Below are 26864 nucleotides of genomic sequence, written 5' to 3' on the forward strand. Positions count from 1 at the left end.
AGTAATTGACGAAGCAATCTCAGGAGTTTGTTATGATTTCATGAGATTACCACGCAGCCTACGGCTGCTCGCAATGACAATTTTTTACAAATTTAACAATAACTTTTCAGGATTCTCAATAAGCTGCTTAATTTTTACCAAGAACGATACTCCTTCTTTCCCATCAATTATACGATGATCGTAAGATAAAGCTATATACATCATCGGACGTATTTCAATTTTACCGTCTATAACTACAGCTCTTTCCTCGGTTTTATGTAAGCCTAGAATACCTGATTGAGGAGGATTAATAATCGGTGTAGATAATAATGAGCCATATACGCCTCCGTTAGAAATCGAGAATGTCCCACCTGACAAATCAGCCATAGAAAGCTTACCCTCACGAGCTTGTTTAGCCAAAATTCCTATAGTTTTCTCTACTTCGGCAAATCCCATTTTATCGGCATCCCTAACAACCGGTACAACAAGCCCTTGCTCTGTTCCGACAGCTACACCTATATCATAGTAATTTTTATATACTAAATCATCGCCATCTATTTCAGCATTTACCGACGGAATAAGCTTTAAAGCTTCAATTGTTGCTTTAACAAAGAAAGACATAAACCCAAGTTTCACAGTGTGCTTTTTCTCAAACTCTTCTTTATATTGATTACGCAAAGCAATTACTTTTGACATATCGATTTCATTAAAAGTAGTCAAAATAGCTGCTGTATTTTGTGAATCTTTTAAACGCTGTGCAATAGTTTTACGCAAGCGTGACATACGAACACGCTGCACTCTTTCTTCATTAGATTTACTTATTGCAGGAGCAGAAGTAGTCGTAGTGTTTATTGTTGCAAGCACGTCACCTTTGGTAATTCTACCATCTCTACCTGTTCCTTTTATATTATTGGGGTCAAGCTTATTTTCGGTAACTAATTTTTGTACAGAAGGAGCAAGAGTATTATTAGCCACGGCAGGTTTTTCTGAAGTAGGTTGTGTTACTGGTTGAGCTTTAGCAGATTCATTATTAGTACCGGCAGTATTTACAGATGCTCCTTCATTTATTTCGCCTATTTCTTCGCCAACTGCTACATTTGCACCGTCAGTTTTCGATATTTTACCTATAGTACCATTGCAAGGAGCATGAACTTCTAAAGTCACTTTTTCGGTTTCGATTTCTAACAGTAATTCATCGGTTTTAACCGAATCGCCTTCTTTCTTATACCATTTGGCAATAGTTGCTTCCGTTATGGACTCCCCAAGCGACGGTACTATAATTTTAACTCTCATAATTTATTTTACTCCTATATTTGTATAGCATCGCCCTGTATAGTTTTATCGTCATTGCGAGAAGACGCTATAAGCGTCGACGAAGCAATCTCAGGCAAATTCCTGAGATTGCCACGCTCTTTTAGTCGCTCGCAATGATGATTATTAGGCAATACCCTAAGAATCATATTCCCAATGCTGTCCTTAATAGTTTCTCTTGCTGTTTATTATGTGCTTGCAGCGAGCCTACTGCTGGCGAGGCTGATTCCTCTCTACCTACATATTTAAATTCATTTTTAATGCCTGCTTCTTTTAAAGCATCGTTTAAGTGAGAAACTATATAACACCAAGTTCCCATATTCTTTGGTTCTTCCTGACACCAAATAAATTCCTGCGTCCTATTATATTTTTTTAATAGCGATGCTACAAGTTTTTTTTCAAAAGGGTATAATTGCTCAAGCCTAATAATCGCTATATTACTGTTATTGCCACGCATTTCAAATAGATCGTAATATACCTTACCGCTGCATAAAATTACTTTAGTAATATTGTTTGTATCTACTTTAGTTACTTCATCTAAAACTGGTAAGAAAGTAGTATTTTCACCTAGCTCGTCAAGTTTAGATACGGCATATTTATGACGTAATAATGATTTCGGCGACATTACGATTAACGGTTTACGGGTATCATCAAGTATTTGGCGACGTAGCAGATGGAAAATCGAAGCAGGGGTAGTAGGGTATGTAACATACATATTATTCTCAGCCGCCAGTTGTAAGAACCTCTCAAGTCTTGCCGAACTATGCTCCGGTCCTTGTCCCTCAAATGCATGAGGTAACAAAACCACAAGCCCGCTCATACGAAGCCATTTAGTTTCGCTGCTTGAAATAAACTGGTCAAAAATAATCTGAGCTCCATTAGCAAAATCACCGAATTGTGCTTCCCATAAAACTAAATTGTTTGGGTTTGCGAGTGAATAACCATACTCAAAACCAAGCACCGCATATTCAGATAAATGACTATCGGCTACCTCGTATTTTGCTTGTTCTTTAGATAAATTATTTAGAGGTATATAGGTAGTACCATCAATTTGGTTGTGCAATACTGAATGACGATGCGAGAAAGTACCGCGTCCCGAATCTTGTCCGGTTAGCCTTATATTTGTGCCTGAAGCAAGCAAGCTTGCAAAAGCTAGCTGTTCTGCTGTCGCCCAATCAATAGGTTGATCAGCTGTTAGAGTGGCTTTTCGAGCTTCAAATAGTTTTACAAGTTTTGGATTAACGGCAAAATCTTTCGGTATTTCGCATAGTTTAGTGCCTAAATCGTGTAATGTTTTTTTACTGATACCCGTTATTGTAGCTTGTGTACGAATACGAGAAATACCTTGCCATAATCCGCCTAAGCAATGTGCTTCTTGCTTATAACTTTTTGCCTGCTCATATTCCTTATCTAGTTTTGCTTTAAATTCTTCTTTTAACTTAGCAAAATAATTATTGTCGATTACACCGCTTTTTACTAACTCATTTGCGTAAATATTTCCAGGGGTCAGTTTGTTTTTAATAATGTTATACATCTTGCCTTGAGTATACATCGGCTCATCGCCCTCATTATGCCCATATTTACGGTAACAAATAATTTCTACTACAACATCCTTACCAAATTTCTGCCTGTATTCTACCGCAATATTGGTGGCTTTTAACACTGCTTCTATATCGTCACCGTTAACGTGTAAAATCGGGGCAGCTATGATTTTAGCAAACTCCGTAGAATATCTACTAGCTCTAGTATCTGCAGCATTAGCCGTAAAACCTAACTGATTATTAATGACGAAATGCAATATCCCGCCGATATCATAAGCAGCTAAAGGTGACATTGATAGACTCTCGGCAACCACGCCCTGACCGCAAAAAGCAGCATCGCCATGTACTAAAATAGCTTTGACTTTGCTGCGTTTAGTATCTCCAAGCATATCTTGCTTTGCTCTTACTTTTCCTGCAACTATAGGATTTACCGCTTCTAAATGTGAAGGGTTATCGGCTAGCGACAAGTGTATTTTCTTATCCTCTAGAGTTCTATCGAACGAATAGCCTAAATGGTATTTTACATCGCCTGAAACATTTAGCTCATCAGGAAATACGCTGCCGCTTATGAAGCCCGCAATAACGGCTTTATATGGCTTACCTACTACTTTAGTTAGAGTGTTTAATCTCCCTCGATGTGCCATACCGATAACGATTTCTGAGACGCCATGATGCATGGATAAATCTATAGCTTTACTCATAGCAACTATAGAAGCATCACCACCCTCAATGGAAAAACGCTTAGTTCCTGGAAATTTTGTATGTAAATACTGCTCAAACCCTTCTACTTCTACTAAATCATTTAAGATAGTTTTTTTGTCTTCAGAAGAAAACGTCACTTCGCTTTCTAGCTTATTATATAACCAATTTTTTCTTGCTACATTTTCTATTTGCTCAAACTCTACACCTATAGAACCTGTATAAACTTTATCGAACTTGGTCACTAATTCAGATAATTTACAGTTCCAAGTACCGACAAATTCATCCGTAATATTGATATTTTCTTCTAGCTGACTGCTATCAAGACCAAAAGTTTCTATATTAAGCTTTAAATCATTTTTTGTTTTACGTAGCTCAAGACCAAGCGGATCAAGATTCGCTAAATAGTGAGCATGCTTGCGATAAGCATTGATCATTTCCTTGGCTTTTAAACTATTTAAGTCTTCAGAAGATAAATTATTATTTAACGATTCTTTTTTTATTTCATCAGGGATAATTATTTTTGCCGTACTTTTATTGAGTAAAGTATTATTATCCTGAATGCCGGCAAAAAATTCTTGCCAAGTTTGATCAACCGAGGCAGGGTTGGCTAGATATTGCTTATATAGCTCTTCAACAAAAACAGCATTCCCGCCAAATAAATAACCTGTTTTTTTAAAGTCTTCTTCCATATTATTGTTTGTATTGTTTAGTTGTTGTCATAAGCCGTCATTGCAAGCGACTGCAAGGAGCGTGGCAATTTCAGCAATTCTTCCGAGATTGCTTCGTCAATTACTGCGTAATTTCCTCGCAATAACGATTTATTACTATAAATACTTCCCTTCTAAATATCTTATATACACCTCAGGGCTGATTTTTTCCTCACCGCTAGCACTTTTTAATAAATCGGCTGAATTTTTTAACGAACCGAGATTTCTAAAATTCTTATTTAGATAATTATTTAAATTACTAAAATCACCCTTTAATATATCATCTTTTATATTTGAATGCATCTCTGTTACTTTTTTCATCACCATTGATGCGATAATTGCACCGTTTGTATAGGCGGGAAAGTAACCGAAATTTCCGTGTGACCAATGAATATCTTGAAGACAGCCGTTACTAAAACTTACCGGTTTAACGCCTAAGTATTCCTGCATCTTACTATCCCAACAGCTTGGTAACTCATCGAGATTCAAGTCGCTATTGATAAGCATTTCCTCTATCTCAAAACGTAACATTACGTGCATCGGATAAGTTAATTCATCTGCATCTACTCTTATAAAATCAGGCGTCACTCTTGTAATTTTTCTATATAAACTTGCTGCTGAATATTCTTCGCCTTTAAAAGCAAATTCGTCTCTAAGTAATTTAGCTAAAAATTCGGTAAATTCTCTTGATCTACCTACTTGCATTTCCATAAATAAAGATTGGCTTTCATGGAAGGCCATACCTTTAGCAAGCCCAACCGGCTGCCCTTTATACATTTCTGGTAGATTCTGCTCATATAAAGCATGTCCTGTTTCATGAATAATTCCCATTAAACCGCTTATGAAATTATCTTTATCATACCTAGTAGTTAAACGTATATCGTTTGGCGTTCCACCGCAAAAAGGATGAGTCGATTCGTCTAATCGTCCTTTTGTTAGATCAAACTGCATAATTTCCATAATGCGTTTTCCGATACGCTTTTGCATTTCAGGAGCTAGTTTGCTGTGTTTTACTAGTTCTTTCTCAGTTTTCTGTTTTTCTAAAACTTTATTTATGAGCTGCGGGAGTTCTTTTTTAAGTACTGAAAAAACTTGTTTGATCTCGCTACTTTTTCTGCTTGGATCAAACATATCTATTAATGAGTTGTATAATCCACAATTAAAAGCATCTGCTCGTACTTTAGCAACTTCTTTCGTATAATCTAAGACTTTTTGTAAGTGTGATTTGAATAAATTATAGTCGTTATGTTTTCTTGCTTCTCGCCAAACAAGTGCGGCTTTAGTAGTAGCTGCTACTAATTTTTTTTGTAGCTGCTCGTCAATACAATTTGCATCTGTTACTTTTCTCTCAATCGCTCTAATATTACCATTCTGCCATTCATCAAGGTTCTTTGATTCTTCTTTTGCCTTGCTAAGTAGCTCCTTTAGAATAGGCGATTTGAGCATAGAATGAACTAGCGACGTTAAAGTTACTATTTCGTTTGTCCTACTCTCACCTGAACCCATAGGCATATTTACGGCAACATCCCAGTATAATATGCTCAAGATATTATTAAAATGTGAGATAGTTGCAAATTCGTTTTCTAATTTTGTGTAGTTGTTGTTCATATGTTCCCTATTATGTCATTCTCGCTTTCGCAGGAATGACATAAAAACCGTACCGCTAGTGCCTATTACAAATGCAACAACTCCTTTGCTGCTTTTAAACTTGCTTTGGTGATTGTTTTACCTGAAATCATGCGGGCGAGTTCCTCCTGTCTTTCAGCTAAATTTAAAGCTTTTACCGTTACTTTCGTTTCTTTCTCTAGCTGTGTTTTCTCGATTTTTATATGCAAATCCGCTTTACCTGCTACTTGCGGCTGGTGCGTAATAACTATTACTTGAGTAACGCTACTAAGTTTTTTTAATCGCTCACCTACTTTATCTGCGACCTCTCCGCCAATCCCAACATCTATTTCATCAAATATAATAGATGGTTTTACCATTTTATCAAACAAAGAAGTTTTTAAAGCTAACATGAATCTTGATAATTCACCGCCGGAAGCGATTTTATTAATTGCTGCAGCTGCTGTTCCCGGGTTAGTAGACGCTTTAAACACAATATCGTCATTACCGTCGGCTGTTGGTTCTTTAGCATTTATCTCAATCTCAAAAATTGCTTTCGCCATTTTAAGCTGCTGTAGTTCCTGATGCAACGATTCTTCTAGATGTTTTGCAACAATAAGACGCTTTGCAGATAAATTACTCGCTAGTTCATAATATTTTTTCTGCAGTAGTACTTCTTGAGCTTTCAACTCATTACTATTTGCTATTTTGTGTTTTAATATACTGAGCTGCTCTAAAGATTTATCTAAAAATACACCTAACGCATCAGCAGGAACATTATATTTACGGCTAATAGCTTTTATTAAAAATAATCTTTCTTCTGTTTCTTCAAGATTATATTCCTCATAATTGAAACTATCTAACAGATTTGATAATTCTTGGCGTGCTTCTTCTAGATTATTATAGGCTGCCTCTAAACTTGTAACGATAGCTTCAAAACGCTCATTGTTGCCTTGCCTTGCTAATAATTTCTCTGCTCTATTAATCGATGTATTTATTTCAGGGTTATTAATCTGTTCTAGAATATCTTTTATTAGCTGTAAATCCTTATCTTTATTTTGCAAATCTTTTCGTAGATTTGCTAATTTTTCTTCTTCACCTGTTTGAATGTTCAGTTTAGTTAATTCTTCCGTTGCAAAGCTCAAATAATCAATTTCTTGTTCTATAGAATTTTGTTTAAGTGTTATTTCGGCCATTTCTTTCCGAGTATTTTGCCAAGCCTGATAGCATTTGGAAAGCTCCGCTCGAAAGTCCAAAAGATTTCCATAACTATCTAAAATATCACGCTGCGTATTTGCTTCTAGAAGAGAAATATTATTATTTTGTCCATGAAGCTCGAATAAATAAGTAGCTAATTGCTGCATAAGAGCTTTAGTAACCACTTGATTATTAATGAAAAAATTTTTTCGTCCTTCGGCTTTTTGCAGACACTTTACAAACAATAACTCTTCAGGTTCAATAAAATTTTGAATCAGAAAATTTTTTATTTCTTCATTTAAAGAGAATATTATATTAACAACAGCGTACTCTTTTCCACGCTTTATTATATTATTTGAAGTTTTATAACCTAAGCAAAATAAAATAGCATCAAGTAAAATAGATTTACCGGCTCCCGTTTCACCGGTAATAACACATAAACCTTTATTAAACTCAATTTCCAGCTCGTCTATCAGAATGAAGTTTTTAACTGAGAGACTGTAGAACATATGCCGCTTAATTTTGGTGGTTCTGAACTAGCCTGTATGCATAACTATACCATTGACTATCAGGATAGTTGTAACCTAGCACTGAGGCATATTTTTTTGCTTCATCCGGAAGTCCAAGTATCATATAACTCTCGGCTAAACGGTAAAGAGCTTCTACCGAGTGAGAAGTAGTTTGATAATTATCAATTACCTCTTCAAATCTATTTATAGCTGCCATCGGATTCTTTTTCTTTAAGTAAAACCGACCTACCATCATCTCTTTACCTGCTAAATGATCGTTTACTAGGTCAATTTTTAAAGATGAATCAATAGCATATTTAGTATTTGGGAATTTTGCTATTACTTCTTCAAAACTATCTTTAGCTAGGAAAGTTCTAGATTGATCATGATTTACGTCTGAAATTAACATATAATATGATAATGCTTTAAGGTAATATGCATAAGCAATGTCAACATTTGCAGGGTGCAACGTAATGAACATATCAAGCACATCAACCGCTTCTTCATATTGAGCAGCGAGAAATAAAGAATAAGCCTGCATCAATTCGGCTTGCGGCGTCATTTCATTACCTGGATGTTGGTACAATACTCTTCCGAATTCTTCTGCAGCGTTCTTATATTTTTTCTTTTCCAATAAGGTAATACCTTCATTATAAAGGGTAGCGATAGGGACTACTATGTCATCACTGGTTTTTTTATTTTTGCACCCGCCTAAAACTAACCCTATAACTAAAAGGGTACTTAATAATTTTGTTAATTTCATAAGAACTTAAATTCAGTTAATAACTAAATATACATATAGGCTTACAGAATTTCAAGGATTCAATTTAAAATATCACAAACTTATAAATTAGACCTATTCAGAAACTTGTTTATAGGGAGGAATTTGAGGGAAACACAGAATGCAGAATCGCAGCGTACACTTGTACGTAAGGATTCGAGTACCGGATCGACGTACAAATTACCCCTAGAAGAATAGGTCTATATTCTTGTACTTATTTCTCTACCCAATGTCCTTTATCATTTTTATGGTATTTTTTTTCTACGGCCGACCATGCTACTTTATGTGCCACTGTCTCTCTAGAGTCATTTCCACGTCTTTTATCGGCATCCTTATATGGTTCAAATGCCATGATTAAAAGCTTTGCGATAAATATCCTTAGCATGGCTCGGAAGATGATTTTTAACTGAATCAGGTAAATCGTTATTATTCTTATAATGCATAAAAACCTCCGGTAATATTATGCAAATAATATTTTATAATATTGGAGGTTTCATTTCTATAGGAAAGGTAAATAAAATTTACGACCACAGACTTTTCATTTTATTAAAAAAGCTGCCGTCATTTTCTTTTTCATTTATGGATTCTTTTTTGAATTCTTCTAGTAATTCACGTTGTCTTTTAGATAAATTTTTAGGTACTTCGACATGAATATGCGTAAGCATATCACCCCTAATAGTTGATCTCATTTTAGACATACCTTTGCTGCGTAGCCTTAATTGATCACCGTTTTGTGTGCCTGCAGGAATTGTTAAGCTTACTTTTCCGCCTTCAATTACCGGTACTTCTATCTCTCCTCCAAGAGCAGCATTCACAAAACTAATAGGTAGTTTACAATGTAGATTTGCTCCGTCTACTTTATAAATATCATGTGGTTTTATTGTTATATCAACGTATAAATCACCGCTATTACCGCCTCTAATACCTGCTTCCCCTTCTCCGGTATGTCTTATTCTAGTACCGTTTTCAACACCGGCAGGAATGTTTACCGATAAATTTCGTTGTTTATGGTAACGTCCCATGCCATGACATTTCTTGCAAGGATTTTTTATAATGTGTCCGTTACCTTGGCATTTATGACAAGCTTGTTCGATCGTAAAGAATCCTTGCTGCATTCTAGTCGCTCCAACACCGCTGCAAGCATCGCAAGTAGTTACGGTTTCACCTTTTTCAGAACCGCTACCGTGACAAGTATCGCATTTTACTGCGCTAGAAAAGCTAATATTTTTTTCTATACCGTGAAATGCTTCCTCTAGGTTAATTGTCAGATTATATTTTAAATCTGAGCCTCTAACTTTAGCTGAAGTTGGGCGTGATGATCTTCTGCTGCCTCCCATAAAGTCGCTAAAGAAGTCACCGAATATGTCGTTAATATCAGGGTGAAAACCGCCATGATTTCCTCCTCCCCCTCGTGATTGTTGATTTTGAAAAGCATCGTGTCCCAAACGGTCATAAGCAGCTCTTTTTTGCTCATCTTTTAGAACATCATAAGCGGCATTGATTGCTTTAAATTTCTTTTCAGCATCTTTAGCATCAGTAGTATCAGGGTGATATTGCTTGGCTAGTTTGAGGTAGGCTTTTTTAAGGTCAGCTTGGCTAGCTGTTTTACTAACCCCTAGTATTTGGTAATAATTTTGTGACATAATTTAATTTATAAAATGAGATTGTAACGTCATTACGAGGAAAATTACATAGTAATTTGACAAAGCAATCTCAGGATATTTAACGAGATTGCCACGTCGCTTCGTTCCTTGCAATGACGACATTACTTCTACTTCTTCTCTACATCTTGAAAGTCGGCATCTACTATTTTTTCATCATTAGTGGCACTTTCTGCAGCAGGTTGGCTCTCGCTTTGTGCTTTATACATCGCTTCACCGATTTTCATGCTAGCTGCAGTTAAACTTGCAGTCTTTTCTTTAATCAAAGCAGTATCTTCCGACTCAAGCACGGCTTTTAAAGCGGCTAATGCTTCTTCAACAGCTCCTTTATCGTCTGATGATAATTTATCGCCATATTCTGTAAGAGTTTTTTCAGTAGAATAAACTAAACTATCGGCAGCATTTTTTGCTTCAATAAGTTCCTTACGCTTTTTGTCTTCATCAGCATTTTGTTCGGCATCTTTAACCATTTGTTCAATTTCTGCATCGCTAAGACCACCGGAAGCTTGAATAGTTACTTTCTGCTCTTTACCGCTTGCTTTATCTTTAGCTGAAACATGCACTATTCCGTTAGCATCAATGTCAAACGTTACTTCTATTTGTGGCAAACCTCTTGGTGCAGGAGGTATACCTTCGAGATTAAACTGACCAAGTAATTTATTATCTTTTGCCATTTCACGTTCACCTTGGAATACTCTAATAGTTACGGCATGCTGGTTATCATCAGCAGTTGAGAATACCTGACTTTTCTTAGTAGGTATAGTAGTATTACGATCAATTAATCTTGTAAATACACCGCCAAGAGTTTCAATGCCAAGGGATAGAGGTGTAACGTCTAATAATAATATATCCGTTACTTCTTTATTAAGTACTCCGCCTTGAATAGCAGCACCAAGAGCTACAACCTCATCGGGATTTACGCCTTTATGCGGCTCACGTCCGAAGAATTTTTTTACGGCTTCTTGTACTTTCGGCATTCTAGTCATACCGCCTACTAATACTACTTCTTGAATATCAGAAGCTTTAAAACCTGCATCCTGTAATGCTTTACGGCAAGGCTCAATTGTTTTTTCAATTAAATCATCTACTAATTTTTCTAGTTCAGCTCTAGTAAATTTAATATTTAAGTGTTTTGGACCGCTACTATCAGCCGTAATATAAGGTAAATTAATATCGGTAGTTACTGCAGAAGATAGCTCTTTCTTAGCTTTTTCTGCGGCTTCTTTCAAACGTTGAAGTGCTAAAGGATCTTGACTTAAATCTATACCGTTTTCTTTTTTGAATACATCTATTAAATGGTTTAATATTCTTGTATCGAAATCTTCACCGCCAAGGAATGTATCGCCGTTTGTTGATTTCACTTCAAAAACACCGTCAGCGATCTCAAGAATTGAAACATCGAATGTTCCGCCGCCAAGATCGTATACTGCAATAGTTTTACTTGCCGATTTCTCGAAACCGTAAGCAAGAGCTGCAGCAGTCGGCTCGTTGATTATTCTAAGGACCTCAAGACCTGCTATTTTACCAGCGTCTTTCGTTGCTTGACGCTGTGCATCATTAAAATAAGCAGGTACGGTAATTACTGCTTGTGTTACTTTGTCCCCTAAATAATTCTCAGCAGTTTCTTTCATTTTTTGTAAAATGAATGCACTAATTTGACTTGGTGAATATTTATTATTATCCGCTTCGACCCATGCATCCCCGTTATCGGCTTTCACTATATTATACGGTACAATACCTTGGTCTTTCCTAACCATAGGATCGATAAAATTTCTACCGATTAATCGCTTTACCGCATATATAGTATTGCGAGGGTTAGTTACTGCTTGCCTCTTAGCAGATTGCCCGACTAATTTTTCGCCGTTTGCAAAAGCTATTATTGACGGGGTAGTTCTTTCACCTTCTGCATTTTCTATTACCTTTGGTTCTTTACCTTCCATGACTGCAACACAAGAGTTGGTAGTCCCAAGGTCGATACCTATTACTTTTCCCATAAGATTCCTCGTTTTCTTTTTTATTTTATTATGACTTTTGATTTGATATAGTGTGGCTTAAATGATTTTACAAGAGGTGACAATGAAAAAACTACCGATTTTACTAAAACTTTTATTTATTATTAATTTAGTTTTCCTAAATAATATAGTTTTAGCATCTAGCGAAACAAGCACTATTATATTTGAAAAAGCAAAGAAAGCAATCGTAACGATCGATACTAGAATTGCTGTATCGGCATATGACGATACAAGTAGTTGGACTGGAACGGGATTTATCAACGATAAGAACAACGGTTATATAATTACTAATACTCATGTTGTCGGCGGTGCGTCTATCGGAACTTATTTTGTTACTTTTTATAACGGTGAGCAGGCAGAAGCAAAACTTATCTATTACGATATTTGGCAAGATTATGCCGTTTTAAAAGTAGAGAGTAAAGATATACCGGCATCAGCAACGCAAATATCTTTTGCAAGCGAATTTCCAAAATTAAATCAAAAGGTTTTTGTAGTCGGTAACACAGAATCAAAAGGTTTTTCTTTCCATACCGGTTATTTGTCTGATCTTTATAATATTGAAGGTTTAATGCCGCAATGTACTTATGTTATTAATTTAAATACTACAGGAGGTGCTAGCGGTTCACCGGTATTAAACGATAAGATTGAGGCTATAGGAGTATTATATGGTGGCGGTAAAACTCATTCTCTAGCGCTGCACGGTGATTATGTAGCTCGCACTTTAGAAAGTTTAAAGAATAATAAACAACCAGGCAGAAAACATATAGGAATAATAAGCGAGTTATATTCTTTAAATAAAGCAGTTAGACATCACAATTTCCCTAAAGAAGAAATGGATAAATATATAAAGAAATTTCCTGATAGTAGAAATAGAGTGATAAGCATTAAGGCAGTTTTAGCCGGATCACCTGCCGCAAAATCTTTAAAAGCCGGTGATATTATTTGGGCAGTTAATGATAAGGAACTCGGCGGCAATCTAGCATTATTTGATAGAGAAATGGATAATTTCCAAGGAATAGCTATTAAACTTACTATATTTCGTGACGGAAAAAAGCTAGAACAAGCAGTAGATTTATATGATGTGAACAATAATAAAATCGCTAAAATGATACATTTCGGCGGTGCAGTATTTTTTGAAGCCGATGATTATTTTAGTAATAAATCAGGTATTCCTCTTAAAGCTCTAAGTATAGCTTCAGTTCAATCCGGTAGTAGCTTTAGCTCTATACCAACGTTTTTTACTAAAGATTATAAAAATGTTTATAGATTGCAAATTTTTGAGATGAAAGATTTAGCTTTAAGTAATCTTGATGATTTGGTGAAACTCTTGCCTGCTATTACTAAAGAGAAGTTTATAACGGTTAGATTTAGAAATTATCAACCTTATTATGCTAATTTCGGTTATAATGAACTTATCTCGTCGCATGATGATATGATTGCTGATGTAACTCTAGATTCTATAGATACTAAGCCTTATATATTAAAGTATAATACTATTTCTCATGATTGGGATATGGAAAATATAAACCTTCAGTAACTAATGACATTGTGATAAATTAACAATTCTTAATCAATGAAGTAATATATAATTCAACTTGGTTTGTTGTGTTATTATTCTTAAATTTATAATCTTATATTTTAGGAGAATTGCAAATTAGCTCAGAGTAGTTCGCCAACTAGGTCATTTTTGAGTGGATTGATAAATATTCTTTATTTTATTCCTGCAAAAGCGAGACAGTATTGTTGCGTGGATACATACTGAAACCGTCATTGCGAGCAACCGTAGGCTGCGTGACAATCTCATGAAATAATAACAAACTCTCCTGAGATTTTGCTTCGTCAATTGCTATGCAATTTCCTCGCAATGACAGAAAAAACGCCCTTTACTCACCACCTAAGAAACATAGCTAATTAACAATTTCTCCTAAAATAATTAATAAATTTAGGAGAATTAATGACTAAAGAACCAATACCTACAGTAGATAAAACAAAAAACATCTTTTTTTAAGTTTTTTACAGAAAATAGTAATAACTCTAATACTCAGGATTCACTAACATCACCACGTTCAGATGATGATATAGAGAGGGATGTTTCTAAAAAAGAAGCTTCTTAAGAAAATTCAAAGCATTAATAGACAAGAATGATGAAGCTGCACTACATTTCTATTTGATAAAAATAATAAGTATATCTTACATGATGCGGTTGAGGATAAAGAACAAACATTAGTTGAAAAAATATTAGAATTAGCTAAATACGTAACAGAGATAACCTATAACGATTCAACAGTGTTACATTCAGCAGTTACAGGAATTGCTAACAAAGAGATGATCAAAACTTTATTAGCAAAAAATCCTTATTTAGTAATGATCAAAGATGCTTCAGGTCTTACTCCATCATATTATAATACTAGTAAAGAAATATTAGAAATATTGCAAAATTGTGAACGAGATATTATAGACCGGCTTAATATAGAACCATGGCATGGTTGGGCAGAAGATAAAATATTTAGAGATGATATGTCTATAATCGGAAACAATAAGCATACAATAATGGAGCTTGTATAAAAATTTTGTAAATTATCGGACAAGCATCTTCCTTGTAAATTTAACATAGAGTATGAGATTTGCAAGGAAGATATAGAGAGTTTCTTTAATAAAAAACGGTAAGTATGTAAAACTTAGCGATTAAATTTAAAGCTTAAAAGATTATAATTCGGTGATAGGGATATAATCGATATTTCCATCTTCTCCTATCAATGGGTAATACTTTGTTTGAAGGTTATAAGCATCATCACTAATTGATGTTTGTAATGATAGTTTTTGTGCTAATATTATCAATTTTTCTTCATATAACTCAAAAGATTTTTTTAAATCCTCTTGTGTAATCTTTACAGTTTTAGCTTCATCTGTACTTACTTTGAGCGTTTCAATATTTTCTGTTAAGCTATATTTTGTTAAAGTTACTGTTTCTAGAAAATATGCTCTTATTTTTATCCATGCTGTGTGTATGTGTATTGGAATACTTAGAACAAGTTTATTTAATAACATCTAATACCTTAAAAATTTTGAAATGGCAGCATACAAGCCTCACTTATTAATGTCAACATCAATTAACATATTATTATAAATATTAATAAATGCTCATTATTATAATTTTCTTTCACAAAATCGAAATAAACTGTTATTAATATAAAAAACCAATCTTAATTTAATATATGCGTTCTTTATTTGTAATAATTATATTCTTTCTAACGAGCAGTTGTAATTTAAAACCGGTATATAGTGAAAAATACAGTAGAAATAATGATTTAGAAGCTATTGAAGTTGAACCAATTCGAACAATTGAAGGGGCTGAGTTTTATCATCGTTTAACTAGTATTTTACCTCAGAAAGCACAAGCAAAATACCTGCTTAAAGTAAAGCTTATCGCAACAACTATGCCTGCTACTATTGAAAAAAACTCCAATGTTTTAAGGGAATATATTAATCAATTAGTTAGATATAAATTAATTGATATAGAAAGCCAAAAGGTTTTAATTGAAGAGAAGTTTTACCAAAACATGTCATATAATGCTATTTTTACACCATATGCGACAAATGTTGAAAGAGATAAAACAGGAATAGACTTGGCATATCAAGCAGCAGAAGAAATTCGTAGCAGATTAATTTTATATTTTACACGGAAATAGTTAAGTTATGAAATTTTATTTTTCACAAATAGGTAGGTTATTTGAACTAATAACATCCGGAAAGATTAGAGCTCTTTTACTATATGGTCCTGATAAAGGTTATATAGAAAAAATTTGTAAGCATTTAGTAAAAAGCTTAAATATGCTACAAACTTCTATAGAATACGCAGATCTTAATATTTCATCTTTAGAAATATTACTTAATTCGTCTAATTTTTTTGGTCAAAAAGAATTAATTAAAATTAGATCGGTTGGGAATTCAATAGATCAGAATTTAAAAACAATTCTAAACAGTGATTATATAAATTTTCCTGTATTTATAGGTGAAGAAATGACTTCTAGTGGGAGCATTAGAAAGTTTTTTGAAACGGAAGAATATTTAGCAGCAGTTGCTTGTTATCATGATGATGAAGCAAAAATTGAACGAATTATTTTAGGTAAAGTAGAAAAAACTAATAAAGTTATAAGTAAAGAAGCTATTACTTATTTAAAAGCTCATTTAAAAGGTGATCATGATTTAATTTGTAGCGAAATAAATAAATTAATATATTTTGTTCACGACGCACGCGAAATTACTTTAAACGACGTTCTAGAAGTTATAAGTAGCGAAATTACGGCAAACGGCAGTGATTTAGCAATGTATTTTTCAAAAAAAGATTATAGTAATTTTCTGCAAGAGCTTGATATATTAAAAAAACAAAATATCAATGAAGTTTTAATTATTAGAGCATTAATAAGGCATTATTTAAATTTATATATAGTTTTGTCGAAAGTAAAAAACGGTGAGCGTTTGGAACTCGCAATAAAATCATTATCACCACCGATTTTCTATCAGTATATTAATGATTTTACGAAGATAGCAAACGGTCTTAGCCTCACTGAATGTCTAAAGACTTTAAAAGTGCTACAACAGGCAGAAGTGGATTATAAGTTAAATCCTGCTAGTTTCGATTTATTCCAAAGTATACTCCAAAGTAAATGAAGAGTAGACGAAGTGTAATTTGGCAAAGAGCAAGGAAGACTATACGGCGAGGAGCGGGGCGTATACTTAATACGTGAGCACCTTAGCTCTTATAAGATGACGTAGCCAATTTTTCAAATTAAACGAGTATACATTATGCCTAGACCTGATTTTTCTGACCCTGACAAACAAATTCACGAGATAATTAGAGTTAATCATGCCGGAGAATATGGTGCAAAAAGAATTTATCAAGGACAGCTAAAACATATTAAATCTCAAAATGATCATATATTGATTAAAGAAATGCTTGACCACGAAGAAGTGCATTTAAATTATTTTGAAAAAAAATTACTGGAAAAAGAAGTGAGACCCACGTTTTTATTATTTTTTTGGCATCATTACGGATTTTTACTTGGTGCTTTATCTTCCTTGATGGGAATCAAAACGGCGATGCTTATTACCGAGAGTGTAGAAGAAGTAATAGAAAAACATTATGAACAGCAAATAAATTATTTAGAAAATAAAAATGTTGAGCCAGAATTATTAAATAATATTATTAAATTTCGACTTGATGAAATTGAACATAAAAATATTGCTATAATGAATGATAGTACTGAAGCAATATTTGCAGAAATAACTAGTAAAATAGTGAAGATAATTTGTCGTATCTCTATAATTTTAAGTAAGAAAATTTAGAGTTAACAACTTAATTAGTTAAAAAATCTAGAAATATTTTACTTCTAAGATATTAAGAAGATAATAAAAAAACATTAGTAATATTATTAGAAATGGTGATGAAAAGAAAAACTTTTTTTAAATTTGTTCTTTATTTTTTGCATTTGTATTTTTTAGAATTAATAAATAAAGGGGCCAGGGGTTAAGATCCGTTGCTGTAAGACAACAACCTCCATTATACTTCATGATTTTACTCACTGATAATAATAGACTCCTGGCATAACTTAATATTAAGTTTTGACAGATTGGTTTTACAACAATGGAGTTTAAACATTATTAGTGGTCTATATATGTTAAATAATATAAAGAGTCAAGAGATTTTAGTTGTCATTGATAATAAATAATGTAATTCTGAGTTGGGGGTATATTTTCTATATAATCTCCTTCTCGCATTTGCTTTTACATCAATAATAATTTATATTTATTTTCACTCATGCGAATAGCAGATTACTTTTGTAGTTTGTTATTGGTGATAATTAGGAAATATAAAATAACAATATGTAACAATATGAGTCAAAAGATAATTTTAAATAATTCATATTCTATTACTAAATCGCACTTATTCCATATAGTAGACCCAAGCCCTTGGCCCGTCCTAACATCTTTTGCTTTACTTCTTTTGGTTATAGGCGGCGTCTCGTTCATGCATGGCTACAAATTTAATATATATATTTTATCTGCAGGGGTTATTTCAGTAGGTTACTGTTTATATTCTTGGTGGAGAGATATAGTGAAAGAAGGAATAGTCGAACATCAGCATACTAGTCCTGTTAGAAAAGGTTTGCAAATAGGTATGGCGTTATTTATCTTAACGGAAATAGTATTTTTTGGTGTATTTTTTGCTTCTTTTTTTAAATCAAGTCTATCACCCGTAGGTCTTTTAGACGGTGTATGGGTTGTAAAGCAGGGCATTTGGCCTCCACCTACAATTAAAACTTTTGAGCCGTTTGATATTCCTTTTATCAATACTTTAATACTACTCTTATCAGGCACTACCGTTACTTGGGCTCACTACGCCTTAGAAGAAAAAAATCAAAAAGATTGTGTAACTGCACTTGCTCTTACCATATTGCTTGGAATATTTTTTACAACTATGCAGGCATATGAATATTACCATGCGGCGTTTAAATTTACAGATGGTATATATGCTTCTAATTTTTATTTAGCCACGGGTTTTCATGGAGCTCATGTAATTATAGGTACTATATTTCTAATAATTTGCTACTTTAGAGCAAAAAGAGGAGATTTTACTACAGAAGGTAATGGACATTTAGGGTTTGAATGTGCTGCATGGTACTGGCATTTTGTAGATGTGGTTTGGTTATTTTTATTTACGTTTGTTTATATATTTGGAAGTTAAATTATACTATATGTGATTATAATGTTACTTAAAATAAGTGTTTTTAAAATATTTTGGCATATTAATTAAAATTACATATATTTAGGAGTTGATTTATATATAAATAAATTATACATTATTTTTTAAATGCTAATTATTTTATTGAGGTAAAACATATGAACTTTCCTATTCGTAAATTAAACGAAGAATTAATCGATTATAATCTATCATTACGCATATTCTTTACTATTCTAAGCGTGGCTATTATTATGGTAGCTTTTGATAGCTTAGGTAGTAGTGTCGGTGATCCTGTAGGTGAGGCATTATGTAAGTTAATTAAAGTATTCAGAGGCAATACTGCAAAAGGTATAGCTGTTGTCGGTATAATTGTTCTGGGAATTCAAACATTAAGAGGAAAATTGCAGTGGGAAGTAGCTTTAGTGATAGTTACTGCAATCATTATATTATTTAAAGCTCCAGATATTGTTAATATGGTATCAAGTGATACTAATAGCTCAAATTGTGGTGTTTCCTAATACACAAAAAAATTATTATATCTTTAGTAATACCCATAAGCTTCGGCTTATGGGTATTTTTATTTTTAAGTGATGTTGTTGCATAGCCCCTATGTCATTCCTGCAAAGGTAGGGACAAGACAACCTTAATATAGGTTACATATTTAATAAAAATCAACATATAAAAACTTGTTTTTATATGTTTTCCTGGATTCCGCCTACGTGGGCATGACATCAATGGCCTTTATACTCAGGTCAACAGCAACATTCGTACAATACTCAATAGTGTTTTAATTGTTTTGATGGATCACGTGATTAAACCACGGGATGACAGTAGATTTTGTCGGTCTATGCAACAACATCCTCACTTAAATAAAAGTCCTAATCTATTACCTATAACAATATCAATATATTTTGCTGTAATAGGGATCCCTTCAATATTCATTTCTAGATATATTGCTTGTTTTGCAGGGATTTTTGTTTGTAGTTTTGTAATTGATACATATTCATCTAAAGCTTGATTATGAGTATCCATTACTCTTACTTTGATTATAGGATCGGAAATTAAATAATCAGACTCATTAGATAATTTATAAAATATCTTCATACCGCCTATATGACGAGATTTGCCTAAATTAATTTCTTCTATCTTTAATTGATCATATTTACCTAAGAATTTAAAGCTATCTATTAGTAATATCACTAAACAAAAAATTATAAAGCTAGTCCATAATATTGGAAATATATTATATTTTTTCTTAGGAGGAATATACGGTAAAATAACTGGCACATTAGCATTGTAATGATTTTTAATAGGAGTTTTAATAGTTCCCGTGTTTACTTTATCTTTAAAATCATTTAATGTACTAGTATTATAGTCTAATTTCTGATACCACAAATGGCTACATTTGGAACATTTTACTCGTCGTCCGTTAATACCTATTTGATTGCTTGTAACAATAAATCTTGTTTGGCAATTTGGGCAAGTAATATGCATAGTTAATTATAATTATTATATTTGACTTTCATGATAATCTCATTTATTATTTTTGGCAATAAAACAGTTAAAAGATATGTCCTCTCTTATTAAAGAAGTTGAAGAAGCTTGGCAAATTAAGGACAAACTTCTTCAAGATTCTTCAAAGCTTATAACATTAAAGCAAACTCTTAATGATAGTATAGAAAGCTTAAATCAAGGTACGATTCGTGTTTGTGAAAAGAAAGAAAATAGTTGGCACGTTAATGAATGGGTAAAGAAAGCTATATTGCTATATTTTATCACTACGGAATCACAACTTTATAATAACAATTATAATAGTTGGTATGACAAAGTTGCTCCTAAATTTTCTGCAGATACTGATAAAAATACATTCAAAGAAGCAGCTATACGCACAGTGCCCGGAGCTATTGTTAGAACCGGTACTTATATAGCTAAAAATGTTGTAATTATGCCTTCTTTCATTAATATAGGTGCTTATATAGATGAGGGAACAATGATTGATACATGGGCTACTATCGGCTCATGTGCTCAAATCGGCAAGAATTGTCATATTTCAGGCGGCACGGGAATAGGTGGGGTGCTTGAGCCGTTGCACGCAAAGCCTGTTATCATTGAAGATAATTGTTTTATCGGTGCAAGATCGGAAATAGCAGAAGGTGTAATAGTAGAGGAAGGAGCAGTAATTAGTATGGGGGTGTTTATCGGTAGCTCTACAAAAATAGTATACAGAGATACAGGTGAAATTATTTACGGCAGAATTCCGGCTTATTCCGTTGTAGTTCCAGGAGTATTACCTGCTAAGGAAGCCGGTAAGCCTGGACTTTATTGCGTAGTTATCGTAAAACAAGTCGATAAAACTACTAGAGCTAAAGTAAGAATAAATGATTTACTGAGATAGATAGATCAAGGTGAGCGTTCATGGGTTTTTCACTGTCACCCCGTGGCCTGACCATGGGGTCCAGAAAAAATAACTTCAATATTGTTACCTACAATACATGTTTAACAAAGTAAACATATAAAAATTTATTTTTATATGTTTTACTGGATTCCGTGAATAAATCACGGGATGACAGAGAGGCATAATAAGCCGCTTAATACCAGTGAAAGGTCACAGATCAATAATATCGCCGATTATACAATTAAGATATCCCTCGCTTTGTTGTTGTTCTGAAATATCTGTTTGTTGAATTGCGTTATTATTTGGGTTTCCTAAGAATATTGTATGCCATAAGCATTGCATCTCGTTGTTTTTGAGGATCACGTACAACACCAGCTGCTTTAAAATATGATTCTGCAGCATCTGTTTCCTGTTGTTTTTGAAAGCAAAGTTCGTTTCCTTAGGCCATATATAAATCATATTTTATAGGCTTTGCAGCCTTATTTATAAGACTGTCATAACATTTTAATATAGAGTCTAATTGATTATTCTTTCTATAAAATATGATAGCTGGGTCTTCACGTCCTAAGTTAAATAGCATATCGTCGATTTTATTGTACATTTCTTTAAGTTCTTCATTACATGTTAGAGCTGCATTATAATGAGCTAAAGCTTTATTATAATCTTCTGCTTCGCTCAATATATCGCCTATTTTAGAGTAGCAGCCTAGCTATAGTTTGAGTCACTTCTGCTTTGTCCGAGTACTTATTTACACTCTATGGCTTTTTTATAATATTGCACTGGTTGATCGTGTTTAGGTTCTATATTTTTTATAGAAGATAGATAGTGATTTTGTATGAATCATATTTCAATTAAGGAACTATAGCAATCATTGGATTGAGACCATGTTGTAGATAACATTTCTTCAAATAATGATAATTCTTTAATTTGTAGGTTTAATACATATCGGTAAGCTTGAATAACCGGTTTATTGTCTGTGAATTTCTCAATAGAGTCTAAAATTTGCAATATTATCCCTATAAGGTTATTAGCTTGTTTGTTTAATATGATAGCTTGAAATTCTGATAATTGTGCTAATCCCTCAAAACAAGAAAGACTTTTTTCTATAGCCGGTATTGTATTGGAGAACTTGGTAAATATGGTTTAATATAACCCTTATAGTTAAAAAATTTTGAGTAGTTAAGAGGTGTATATACATTAAAGTCTTCAAAAATTGATTGGATAGTATTAATTATACATTCTACATTTATCTGTATTTGTGTATGTAAATTTTCTATCAGACTGTCTTGTTCCTTTAACAATGAATTTAGCTGCTTTATCTCTAAATTTTGTACTCCTTTTTGCTCTTCTAGGTGTTTTAGTTCTAGAGAGAGGTTTATTACCCCATTTTGAGAAGTAGGTTTATAGAAAAATTTTATATCAGAGAATTCTAATATATCCTTGTTAATAGCAATGCTATTTTGTACATCGGTATAATGTTTTCATGATTATTTTCATTATGTTGTGTTATTACGCATATAACATTTCCTTTTAATTTTTTGTGTTCTTCTGTAGGAAAAATATTTTTAAAGTCTTCTATAATCCTGTTAAAGATACTAGGGGATTTTACGGTCTCTTTTTTTGCTACTATGATAAATTTTAATTTATCGGTCATTTGAACTAGCTTTTGAATGAAAAATATATTGATTAACTCTTGCACTGTATCGGGTACTCCGTTAGAGCATGCCCAAAATACTTTTTCTGCAATTTCAAATTTTTTGGGATCATATATAGCCGGTTCATATTTATGCTGAATTTCCGGCGTTGTTTCAAAATCAAATAATTTATCAAATGTAAATTCTTCACCGTTAATCTTAAGGTTGTGCGCAAGAGCATTTAAAAATGTGTTTTTTTCCGCTATAAGGTAACCCTATTACTACTCTGTAGCTTCTGGTGTTTTTCCTGCTGGTATTAGTGAATAATTCACTGCAGTCAATGCATTGAGAATATTTGCTTTTAAAGAATCAAGAGCAGTTTCTTCTTCTGTGAAAGGTTTAATCTCAATTTCTGTGGGAATTTTAAATTTCATATATAACCGCTAATCTATTCTTTAATATAAATTTTTATACTGTCGCTTTCGCCGCTATCGCTGATAGCTCTAATAATAAATTCACCGGTTTTTGCTTTCCATATTACTGCTTAGTTTGGTTTCGCGGTTGCTATTAATTCATTTTCCACAAACCAAAAAATGTTGTTGGTTTTATTATCGCTAATCGCACTAAAAGTAATGTTATCACTATTTTTAATTGAATGTACGGAATTTTTTAACGGGTATATAATTTTAGGTTTTTGATGATGCCAATTTGTCAACCTATTGCAATGGTTTGTAGGTATCGGTTTTGGTAATATATGTATTCCTGCTTTTTGATAAACCGCAAGCATATCTGTTGGCCATAAATTTACTGTTTTATATTCTGTTTGTCCTTTAATAAAGTTACAAGCAGGCATACCGGTTTTTAAATCTATCAACATTTTTCTATAAATACCGGATTGTTTTATCGGTGATTTGCCTTGAATGAATAAGGTTTCTGCTTTAACCGGACACATATCGTTATCGATATCTTCCGTATCTGCACAAACTTTTACTTTAGTAATATTTAGTGCATTAATTTTTGAAAGGATTAAATCCTCATCTTTATTTGGTCTAGCTATGGATTCGATAATATTAAAGAATAAAGGGGCTGCAGCAATATTACCCGTAAATGTTCCGTGAGTTTGCCCTTTGAAATCCCCAACCCAAACAGCAAGTACGTATTTCCCGAATATGCCGACGCTAAGTGCATCTCTAAATGAGCTGGAAGTACCTGTTTTCCAATAAATCGGTAAGTTATGCCTTGTATTATTATAGGTAATAGGACGAGTCGTATCTTTTATGATATCAAGTGTTAAATAGCTTGTCTCGGGGGAAGTAGTACGGTGTCTGTGTCATCCTTGTCCTCTCCTGTGTTATTCCCGCGAAAGCGGGAATCCAGTAAATCATATGAAATTTTTGTTCCAACATTTAGGTAATTTTTTATGGCTTCCTGCTGTTGCAGGAATGACATAGTAGAATCCAATACTTTTCTAAGCGGTTTATAAGTACCGAAATTAGCAAGCATAGCATAAAGAGTAATTAACTTTTCAAGAGTAATTTCTGCTGTGCCGAGCACTATAGATAAACCGTAATTTTCAGGTTTTCGTAAGCCGCTAATTTTTGCTTGTTGTAAGAACTCATAAAAATTCGGGTTTTTTAACTTAGACGCTAGAAATATTACAGGTACGTTACGGCTCTTTATTAATGATTCTCTAGCACTTAAACCGCCTGCAAACCTACTATCAAAATTTTCCGGTTTATAATAATCATAGTAAGTAGGTGTATCCTTTAGTAAAGTTAACGGATGTATTAGTGATTGATCAAAACTAAGTGCATAGACAAACGGTTTTGAAGCTGAGCCTGGAGATCTATGGCTTTTAGTGCCGTTAATCTGTCCACAAATATCGTTATTAAAAAACTCTCCGGAGCCAATACTTGCAAACACTTCCATAGTAGTAAAATCAATAAGAATTACGGAGGCATTATTAATGCCATATTTTTTCCGATCATTAATATATAGCCGAACTTGTTGTTCTATAGCAGCTTGCAGATTTTTATCTATAGTAGTGCGTATAATAGGGCTATCATTATTTGCTAGTATGTCTAAAGTAAAATGCGGTGCAATAAAAGGAAGCTTTTTATTTTGATTAAATTTAACCGGCAAACTAATTAACTTATTATAAATAATATCTTGTGGGTGAATCGTGAGCCACTCGGTAAATAGATATTTACGTGCTTTAAAAATATTAATATCATTCCCACCTCTTTTAAGCGGATTTTGTGGGATTACTGCAAGGCTTAGAATATCGATCAAATTTAAATCTTTTAGGTCACGATTGAAGTAAATATAAATGCCGGCTGCTATCCCTTCAATATTACTACCGTAAGGCACTAGATTTAGATAAGCTTCTAGGATTTCATCTTTTGAATAATGTAGCTCTACATGAATAGCTTTAATGATTTGATGGATTTTACCAAGAATAGTAGAAGAGTTTATTCCATATCTTAAACGTGCTACTTGCATTGTTATAGTAGAGCCGCCTATTTTACGATTATTCTGTAAATAAGTAGAAAAAGCTTTGGCTAAAGAAACAGGGTTAACACCAAAATGCGCATAAAAATGCTTGTCTTCATATAATAGTACTGTTTCTATAAAACTTGCCGGTATTTCAAGTATAGGAGTGAATATCCTATATTTATCGTCTTTAGAAAGCGAAATACGCATTAACTCGCCGTTTCGGTCAAATACTCTTTGTGAGAAACTTATGTCTTTAAGTAAAGGTGCAGGAGGAATAGCAAAATATAATATTATAATGCCGCTGATTGTAATAAAAAGTAATTTGGTTTTGAGAGACAAAGTAATATACCTTATAGTTTAATGTCATTCCCGTGTAGGCAAGAAAGCGCGGTTGCGTGGAACGATTTTTGCGTCATTGCGAGGAAAAACTGCAAGTGTCGACTAAGCAATATTGGAACAATTCCTGAGATTGCCACGCTCACTAACGTTCGCTTGCAATGACGACTTGGGTATTCATGCGGGAATGACATCATGTGATATAACAATCATTATAAAGCATTTTAAAAATAATGAAAATTTTAATAATATAGCTTGCATTTATAGAAGTATAATGTTCTACGAGATTTTAATAAATTAACTAAACGTTAACAAAATAACATTTCCTATAAATACTAAAATATCATATAAAATCCACGTTACTATCCTATTTTATAACTAATCAATATAAATTTTTGACATAATATTTTTTATGTATCATTATCTTTAATAACAAAAAAGTATTAATATTTTAAGTAATAAGATTTATTAAAGAGGAATTAGAGATTATGGAAAAAATATTAAATCTATAAATTCTAAACTTACAAAATTATTCTTACTTAACTGTGCTAATGCTGCAATCCTTACCGCTGTGACCGGGGAAGCAAGAGCAGATATAGAAATCTATGATATATTGAACCATACTGCTGACTACCAAATATTAACTCCTGCTCAAAAGCTTAATGTTATAAAAGGAATTCAGGACCGTACAGATTTTGGTGACCTTGTTGACCATCTTATGCCGGGGGAAAGAAGATTATTCAATAACGCAATAATAGAAGTCACTAGACTGCAAGCAGTTGCTCCTGTACTTAACGGTGCTAGAGCAAGCAGAGAAGTACGTGAAGCCGGTGTTGAAGTTGTTGATTTAACAGGTAATACAGCAGTAAAAACAGGACGTAACGAGCAAGAGATGGCTCTAGAAAATAGACTTCAAGTATTGGAAATCCTTGCTAAAGCTGAAGGGGCAAATGCTGTCAGTATTAACGATAAAATTAAAAAGGCTATACATTTTATAACATAGAAAATTTAAATACACCTTTGGAGCAGTTAAAATATATAGCTATGACAGGCGGTGTAGATGCGAATGACGATTTAAAAGTTGTAAATAATCTGTAAGAAGAATCGATATTAATGCTAAATACTCTGAATCAGGAAACAGCCCTTTGAAATAAGTTTAAAAGCGTAGCTACTCCGGAAGCAAAACATAAATTATTAGATCAATTTAAAAACTATGTTAATCAAAACTTAGTTGAGCTTGAGTCTAAACAATCTAG

At 33.2% G+C, this 26864-nt stretch carries 26 protein-coding genes and 2 pseudogenes; 10 read left to right on the top strand and 18 right to left on the bottom strand.

Features of this window, described 5'->3' with window-relative positions; all coding sequences use genetic code 11:
- Window positions 1–84 precede the first annotated feature (84 nt).
- The 6 genes from odhB to RSA_RS01180 form a co-directional block, all read right to left on the bottom strand.
- Window positions 85–1272, bottom strand: coding sequence for a 2-oxoglutarate dehydrogenase complex dihydrolipoyllysine-residue succinyltransferase (gene odhB / locus RSA_RS01155; RefSeq protein WP_014362785.1), 1188 nt, complete (start codon window positions 1270–1272; stop codon window positions 85–87).
- 14 nt (window positions 1273–1286) lie between these two features.
- Window positions 1287–1424 (bottom strand): alpha-ketoglutarate decarboxylase, encoded by a 138-nt coding sequence (locus RSA_RS01160; protein WP_230453510.1) that lies wholly within the window; start codon window positions 1422–1424, stop codon window positions 1287–1289.
- A gap of 11 nt (window positions 1425–1435) precedes the next feature.
- A complete protein-coding gene (locus tag RSA_RS01165) occupies window positions 1436–4222 on the bottom strand; it encodes a 2-oxoglutarate dehydrogenase E1 component (RefSeq protein WP_014364441.1) in 2787 nt (928 codons plus the stop codon).
- 135 nt (window positions 4223–4357) lie between these two features.
- Window positions 4358–5848: a carboxypeptidase M32 gene (locus RSA_RS01170; protein WP_014364442.1), complete on the bottom strand. Its 1491-nt coding sequence runs from the start codon at window positions 5846–5848 to the stop codon at window positions 4358–4360.
- A 65-nt stretch (window positions 5849–5913) separates the two neighbouring features.
- Window positions 5914–7551, bottom strand: coding sequence for a DNA repair protein RecN (gene recN / locus RSA_RS01175; RefSeq protein WP_014364443.1), 1638 nt, complete (start codon window positions 7549–7551; stop codon window positions 5914–5916).
- Between the two features lie 7 nt (window positions 7552–7558).
- The gene (locus RSA_RS01180) at window positions 7559–8314 is read right to left on the bottom strand and encodes an outer membrane protein assembly factor BamD (protein ID WP_014364444.1); all 756 of its coding nucleotides are present in this window, start codon (window positions 8312–8314) and stop codon (window positions 7559–7561) included.
- Between the two features lie 101 nt (window positions 8315–8415).
- Between RSA_RS01180 and RSA_RS08255 the strand changes: the two are divergent.
- Window positions 8416–8524, top strand: a pseudogene (locus RSA_RS08255) (palindromic element RPE1 domain-containing protein); the annotation flags it as partial.
- A 22-nt stretch (window positions 8525–8546) separates the two neighbouring features.
- On the opposite strand, the gene RSA_RS09910 reads toward RSA_RS08255, so the two are convergent.
- The 4 genes from RSA_RS09910 to dnaK form a co-directional block, all read right to left on the bottom strand.
- On the bottom strand, window positions 8547–8684 hold the full coding sequence (locus RSA_RS09910) for a ChaB family protein (RefSeq protein WP_014362790.1): 138 nt from the start codon (window positions 8682–8684) through the stop codon (window positions 8547–8549).
- The gene (locus tag RSA_RS10430) at window positions 8674–8775 is read right to left on the bottom strand and encodes a ChaB family protein (RefSeq protein ID WP_014364445.1); all 102 of its coding nucleotides are present in this window, start codon (window positions 8773–8775) and stop codon (window positions 8674–8676) included. The genes RSA_RS09910 and RSA_RS10430 overlap by 11 nt, the downstream gene beginning before the upstream one ends.
- 78 nt (window positions 8776–8853) lie before the next feature.
- On the bottom strand, window positions 8854–9975 hold the full coding sequence (dnaJ, locus tag RSA_RS01190; RefSeq protein ID WP_014362791.1) for a molecular chaperone DnaJ: 1122 nt from the start codon (window positions 9973–9975) through the stop codon (window positions 8854–8856).
- A gap of 128 nt (window positions 9976–10103) precedes the next feature.
- The gene (dnaK, locus tag RSA_RS01195; protein WP_014364446.1) at window positions 10104–11987 is read right to left on the bottom strand and encodes a molecular chaperone DnaK; all 1884 of its coding nucleotides are present in this window, start codon (window positions 11985–11987) and stop codon (window positions 10104–10106) included.
- A 61-nt stretch (window positions 11988–12048) separates the two neighbouring features.
- On the opposite strand from dnaK, the gene RSA_RS01200 reads away from it, so the two are divergent.
- On the top strand, window positions 12049–13542 hold the full coding sequence (locus RSA_RS01200) for a S1C family serine protease (RefSeq protein ID WP_014364447.1): 1494 nt from the start codon (window positions 12049–12051) through the stop codon (window positions 13540–13542).
- Between the two features lie 749 nt (window positions 13543–14291).
- Entirely contained in the window at window positions 14292–14570 is a 279-nt protein-coding gene (locus tag RSA_RS01205; protein WP_014364448.1) for a hypothetical protein, read from the top strand.
- Between the two features lie 141 nt (window positions 14571–14711).
- Here the strand turns inward: RSA_RS01205 and RSA_RS01210 are convergent, their stop codons facing one another.
- Window positions 14712–15053 (bottom strand): hypothetical protein, encoded by a 342-nt coding sequence (locus tag RSA_RS01210; RefSeq protein WP_014364449.1) that lies wholly within the window; start codon window positions 15051–15053, stop codon window positions 14712–14714.
- 167 nt (window positions 15054–15220) lie between these two features.
- On the opposite strand from RSA_RS01210, the gene RSA_RS01215 reads away from it, so the two are divergent.
- From RSA_RS01215 to RSA_RS01235, 5 genes are all read left to right on the top strand, one after another.
- Window positions 15221–15694 carry a hypothetical protein gene (locus RSA_RS01215; protein ID WP_012150456.1) on the top strand — a complete coding sequence of 158 codons (474 nt, stop codon included), beginning with the start codon at window positions 15221–15223 and terminating at the stop codon, window positions 15692–15694.
- A 7-nt stretch (window positions 15695–15701) separates the two neighbouring features.
- A complete protein-coding gene (gene holA / locus RSA_RS01220; protein WP_012736533.1) occupies window positions 15702–16676 on the top strand; it encodes a DNA polymerase III subunit delta in 975 nt (324 codons plus the stop codon).
- A 135-nt stretch (window positions 16677–16811) separates the two neighbouring features.
- Window positions 16812–17351, top strand: a complete 540-nt coding sequence (locus RSA_RS01225) for a demethoxyubiquinone hydroxylase family protein (RefSeq protein WP_014364450.1) — start codon at window positions 16812–16814, stop codon at window positions 17349–17351.
- A gap of 547 nt (window positions 17352–17898) precedes the next feature.
- Window positions 17899–18750: a cytochrome c oxidase subunit 3 gene (locus RSA_RS01230; protein ID WP_041472320.1), complete on the top strand. Its 852-nt coding sequence runs from the start codon at window positions 17899–17901 to the stop codon at window positions 18748–18750.
- A gap of 155 nt (window positions 18751–18905) precedes the next feature.
- Window positions 18906–19265, top strand: coding sequence for a TrbC/VirB2 family protein (locus RSA_RS01235; RefSeq protein WP_014364452.1), 360 nt, complete (start codon window positions 18906–18908; stop codon window positions 19263–19265).
- Window positions 19266–19608: 343 nt separating this feature from the next.
- Here RSA_RS01235 and RSA_RS01240 read toward each other — a convergent pair whose 3' ends face one another.
- A complete protein-coding gene (locus RSA_RS01240) occupies window positions 19609–20241 on the bottom strand; it encodes an MJ0042-type zinc finger domain-containing protein (protein ID WP_014364453.1) in 633 nt (210 codons plus the stop codon).
- Window positions 20242–20317: 76 nt separating this feature from the next.
- Here RSA_RS01240 and dapD point away from each other — a divergent pair, with 76 nt between their 5' ends.
- Complete coding sequence (dapD, locus tag RSA_RS01245; RefSeq protein WP_014364454.1) at window positions 20318–21142, top strand: 2,3,4,5-tetrahydropyridine-2,6-dicarboxylate N-succinyltransferase; 825 nt, start codon at window positions 20318–20320, stop codon at window positions 21140–21142.
- A 210-nt stretch (window positions 21143–21352) separates the two neighbouring features.
- Here dapD and RSA_RS09235 read toward each other — a convergent pair whose 3' ends face one another.
- The 6 genes and pseudogenes from RSA_RS09235 to pbpC form a co-directional block, all read right to left on the bottom strand.
- Window positions 21353–21505, bottom strand: a complete 153-nt coding sequence (locus RSA_RS09235; protein WP_231284243.1) for a hypothetical protein — start codon at window positions 21503–21505, stop codon at window positions 21353–21355.
- A gap of 76 nt (window positions 21506–21581) precedes the next feature.
- Entirely contained in the window at window positions 21582–21821 is a 240-nt protein-coding gene (locus RSA_RS08770) for a hypothetical protein (RefSeq protein ID WP_014364456.1), read from the bottom strand.
- Window positions 21822–21982: 161 nt separating this feature from the next.
- On the bottom strand, window positions 21983–22150 hold the full coding sequence (locus tag RSA_RS08775; RefSeq protein WP_196792866.1) for a hypothetical protein: 168 nt from the start codon (window positions 22148–22150) through the stop codon (window positions 21983–21985).
- A 421-nt stretch (window positions 22151–22571) separates the two neighbouring features.
- Window positions 22572–22841, bottom strand: a complete 270-nt coding sequence (locus RSA_RS01260) for a hypothetical protein (protein ID WP_014364457.1) — start codon at window positions 22839–22841, stop codon at window positions 22572–22574.
- A gap of 216 nt (window positions 22842–23057) precedes the next feature.
- Window positions 23058–23210 carry a hypothetical protein gene (locus RSA_RS08780; RefSeq protein ID WP_014364458.1) on the bottom strand — a complete coding sequence of 51 codons (153 nt, stop codon included), beginning with the start codon at window positions 23208–23210 and terminating at the stop codon, window positions 23058–23060.
- 14 nt (window positions 23211–23224) lie between these two features.
- Window positions 23225–25611, bottom strand: a pseudogene (gene pbpC, locus RSA_RS01265) (penicillin-binding protein 1C).
- Between the two features lie 568 nt (window positions 25612–26179).
- Here pbpC and RSA_RS01270 point away from each other — a divergent pair.
- The gene (locus tag RSA_RS01270; protein ID WP_014364460.1) at window positions 26180–26611 is read left to right on the top strand and encodes a hypothetical protein; all 432 of its coding nucleotides are present in this window, start codon (window positions 26180–26182) and stop codon (window positions 26609–26611) included.
- The last annotated feature ends 253 nt before the right edge of the window (window positions 26612–26864 follow it).

Source organism: Rickettsia philipii str. 364D, from assembly GCF_000283995.1.
GTDB lineage: Bacteria > Pseudomonadota > Alphaproteobacteria > Rickettsiales > Rickettsiaceae > Rickettsia > Rickettsia rickettsii.

Excerpts from the sequence above, each read along its gene's own strand:
- odhB (WP_014362785.1), bottom strand. The coding sequence starts at position 1,272 with ATGAGAGTTAAAATTATAGTACCGTCGCTTGGGGAGTCCATAACGGAA.
- RSA_RS01165 (WP_014364441.1), bottom strand. The coding sequence starts at position 4,222 with ATGGAAGAAGACTTTAAAAAAACAGGTTATTTATTTGGCGGGAATGCT.
- RSA_RS01170 (WP_014364442.1), bottom strand. The coding sequence starts at position 5,848 with ATGAACAACAACTACACAAAATTAGAAAACGAATTTGCAACTATCTCA.
- recN (WP_014364443.1), bottom strand. The coding sequence starts at position 7,551 with ATGTTCTACAGTCTCTCAGTTAAAAACTTCATTCTGATAGACGAGCTG.
- RSA_RS01180 (WP_014364444.1), bottom strand. The coding sequence starts at position 8,314 with ATGAAATTAACAAAATTATTAAGTACCCTTTTAGTTATAGGGTTAGTT.
- RSA_RS09910 (WP_014362790.1), bottom strand. The coding sequence starts at position 8,684 with ATGGCATTTGAACCATATAAGGATGCCGATAAAAGACGTGGAAATGAC.
- RSA_RS10430 (WP_014364445.1), bottom strand. The coding sequence starts at position 8,775 with ATGCATTATAAGAATAATAACGATTTACCTGATTCAGTTAAAAATCAT.
- dnaJ (WP_014362791.1), bottom strand. The coding sequence starts at position 9,975 with ATGTCACAAAATTATTACCAAATACTAGGGGTTAGTAAAACAGCTAGC.
- dnaK (WP_014364446.1), bottom strand. The coding sequence starts at position 11,987 with ATGGGAAAAGTAATAGGTATCGACCTTGGGACTACCAACTCTTGTGTT.
- RSA_RS01200 (WP_014364447.1), top strand. The coding sequence starts at position 12,049 with ATGATTTTACAAGAGGTGACAATGAAAAAACTACCGATTTTACTAAAA.
- RSA_RS01210 (WP_014364449.1), bottom strand. The coding sequence starts at position 15,053 with ATGTTATTAAATAAACTTGTTCTAAGTATTCCAATACACATACACACA.
- RSA_RS01215 (WP_012150456.1), top strand. The coding sequence starts at position 15,221 with ATGCGTTCTTTATTTGTAATAATTATATTCTTTCTAACGAGCAGTTGT.
- holA (WP_012736533.1), top strand. The coding sequence starts at position 15,702 with ATGAAATTTTATTTTTCACAAATAGGTAGGTTATTTGAACTAATAACA.
- RSA_RS01225 (WP_014364450.1), top strand. The coding sequence starts at position 16,812 with ATGCCTAGACCTGATTTTTCTGACCCTGACAAACAAATTCACGAGATA.
- RSA_RS01230 (WP_041472320.1), top strand. The coding sequence starts at position 17,899 with ATGAGTCAAAAGATAATTTTAAATAATTCATATTCTATTACTAAATCG.
- RSA_RS01235 (WP_014364452.1), top strand. The coding sequence starts at position 18,906 with ATGAACTTTCCTATTCGTAAATTAAACGAAGAATTAATCGATTATAAT.
- RSA_RS01240 (WP_014364453.1), bottom strand. The coding sequence starts at position 20,241 with ATGCATATTACTTGCCCAAATTGCCAAACAAGATTTATTGTTACAAGC.
- dapD (WP_014364454.1), top strand. The coding sequence starts at position 20,318 with ATGTCCTCTCTTATTAAAGAAGTTGAAGAAGCTTGGCAAATTAAGGAC.
- RSA_RS08780 (WP_014364458.1), bottom strand. The coding sequence starts at position 23,210 with ATGAAATTTAAAATTCCCACAGAAATTGAGATTAAACCTTTCACAGAA.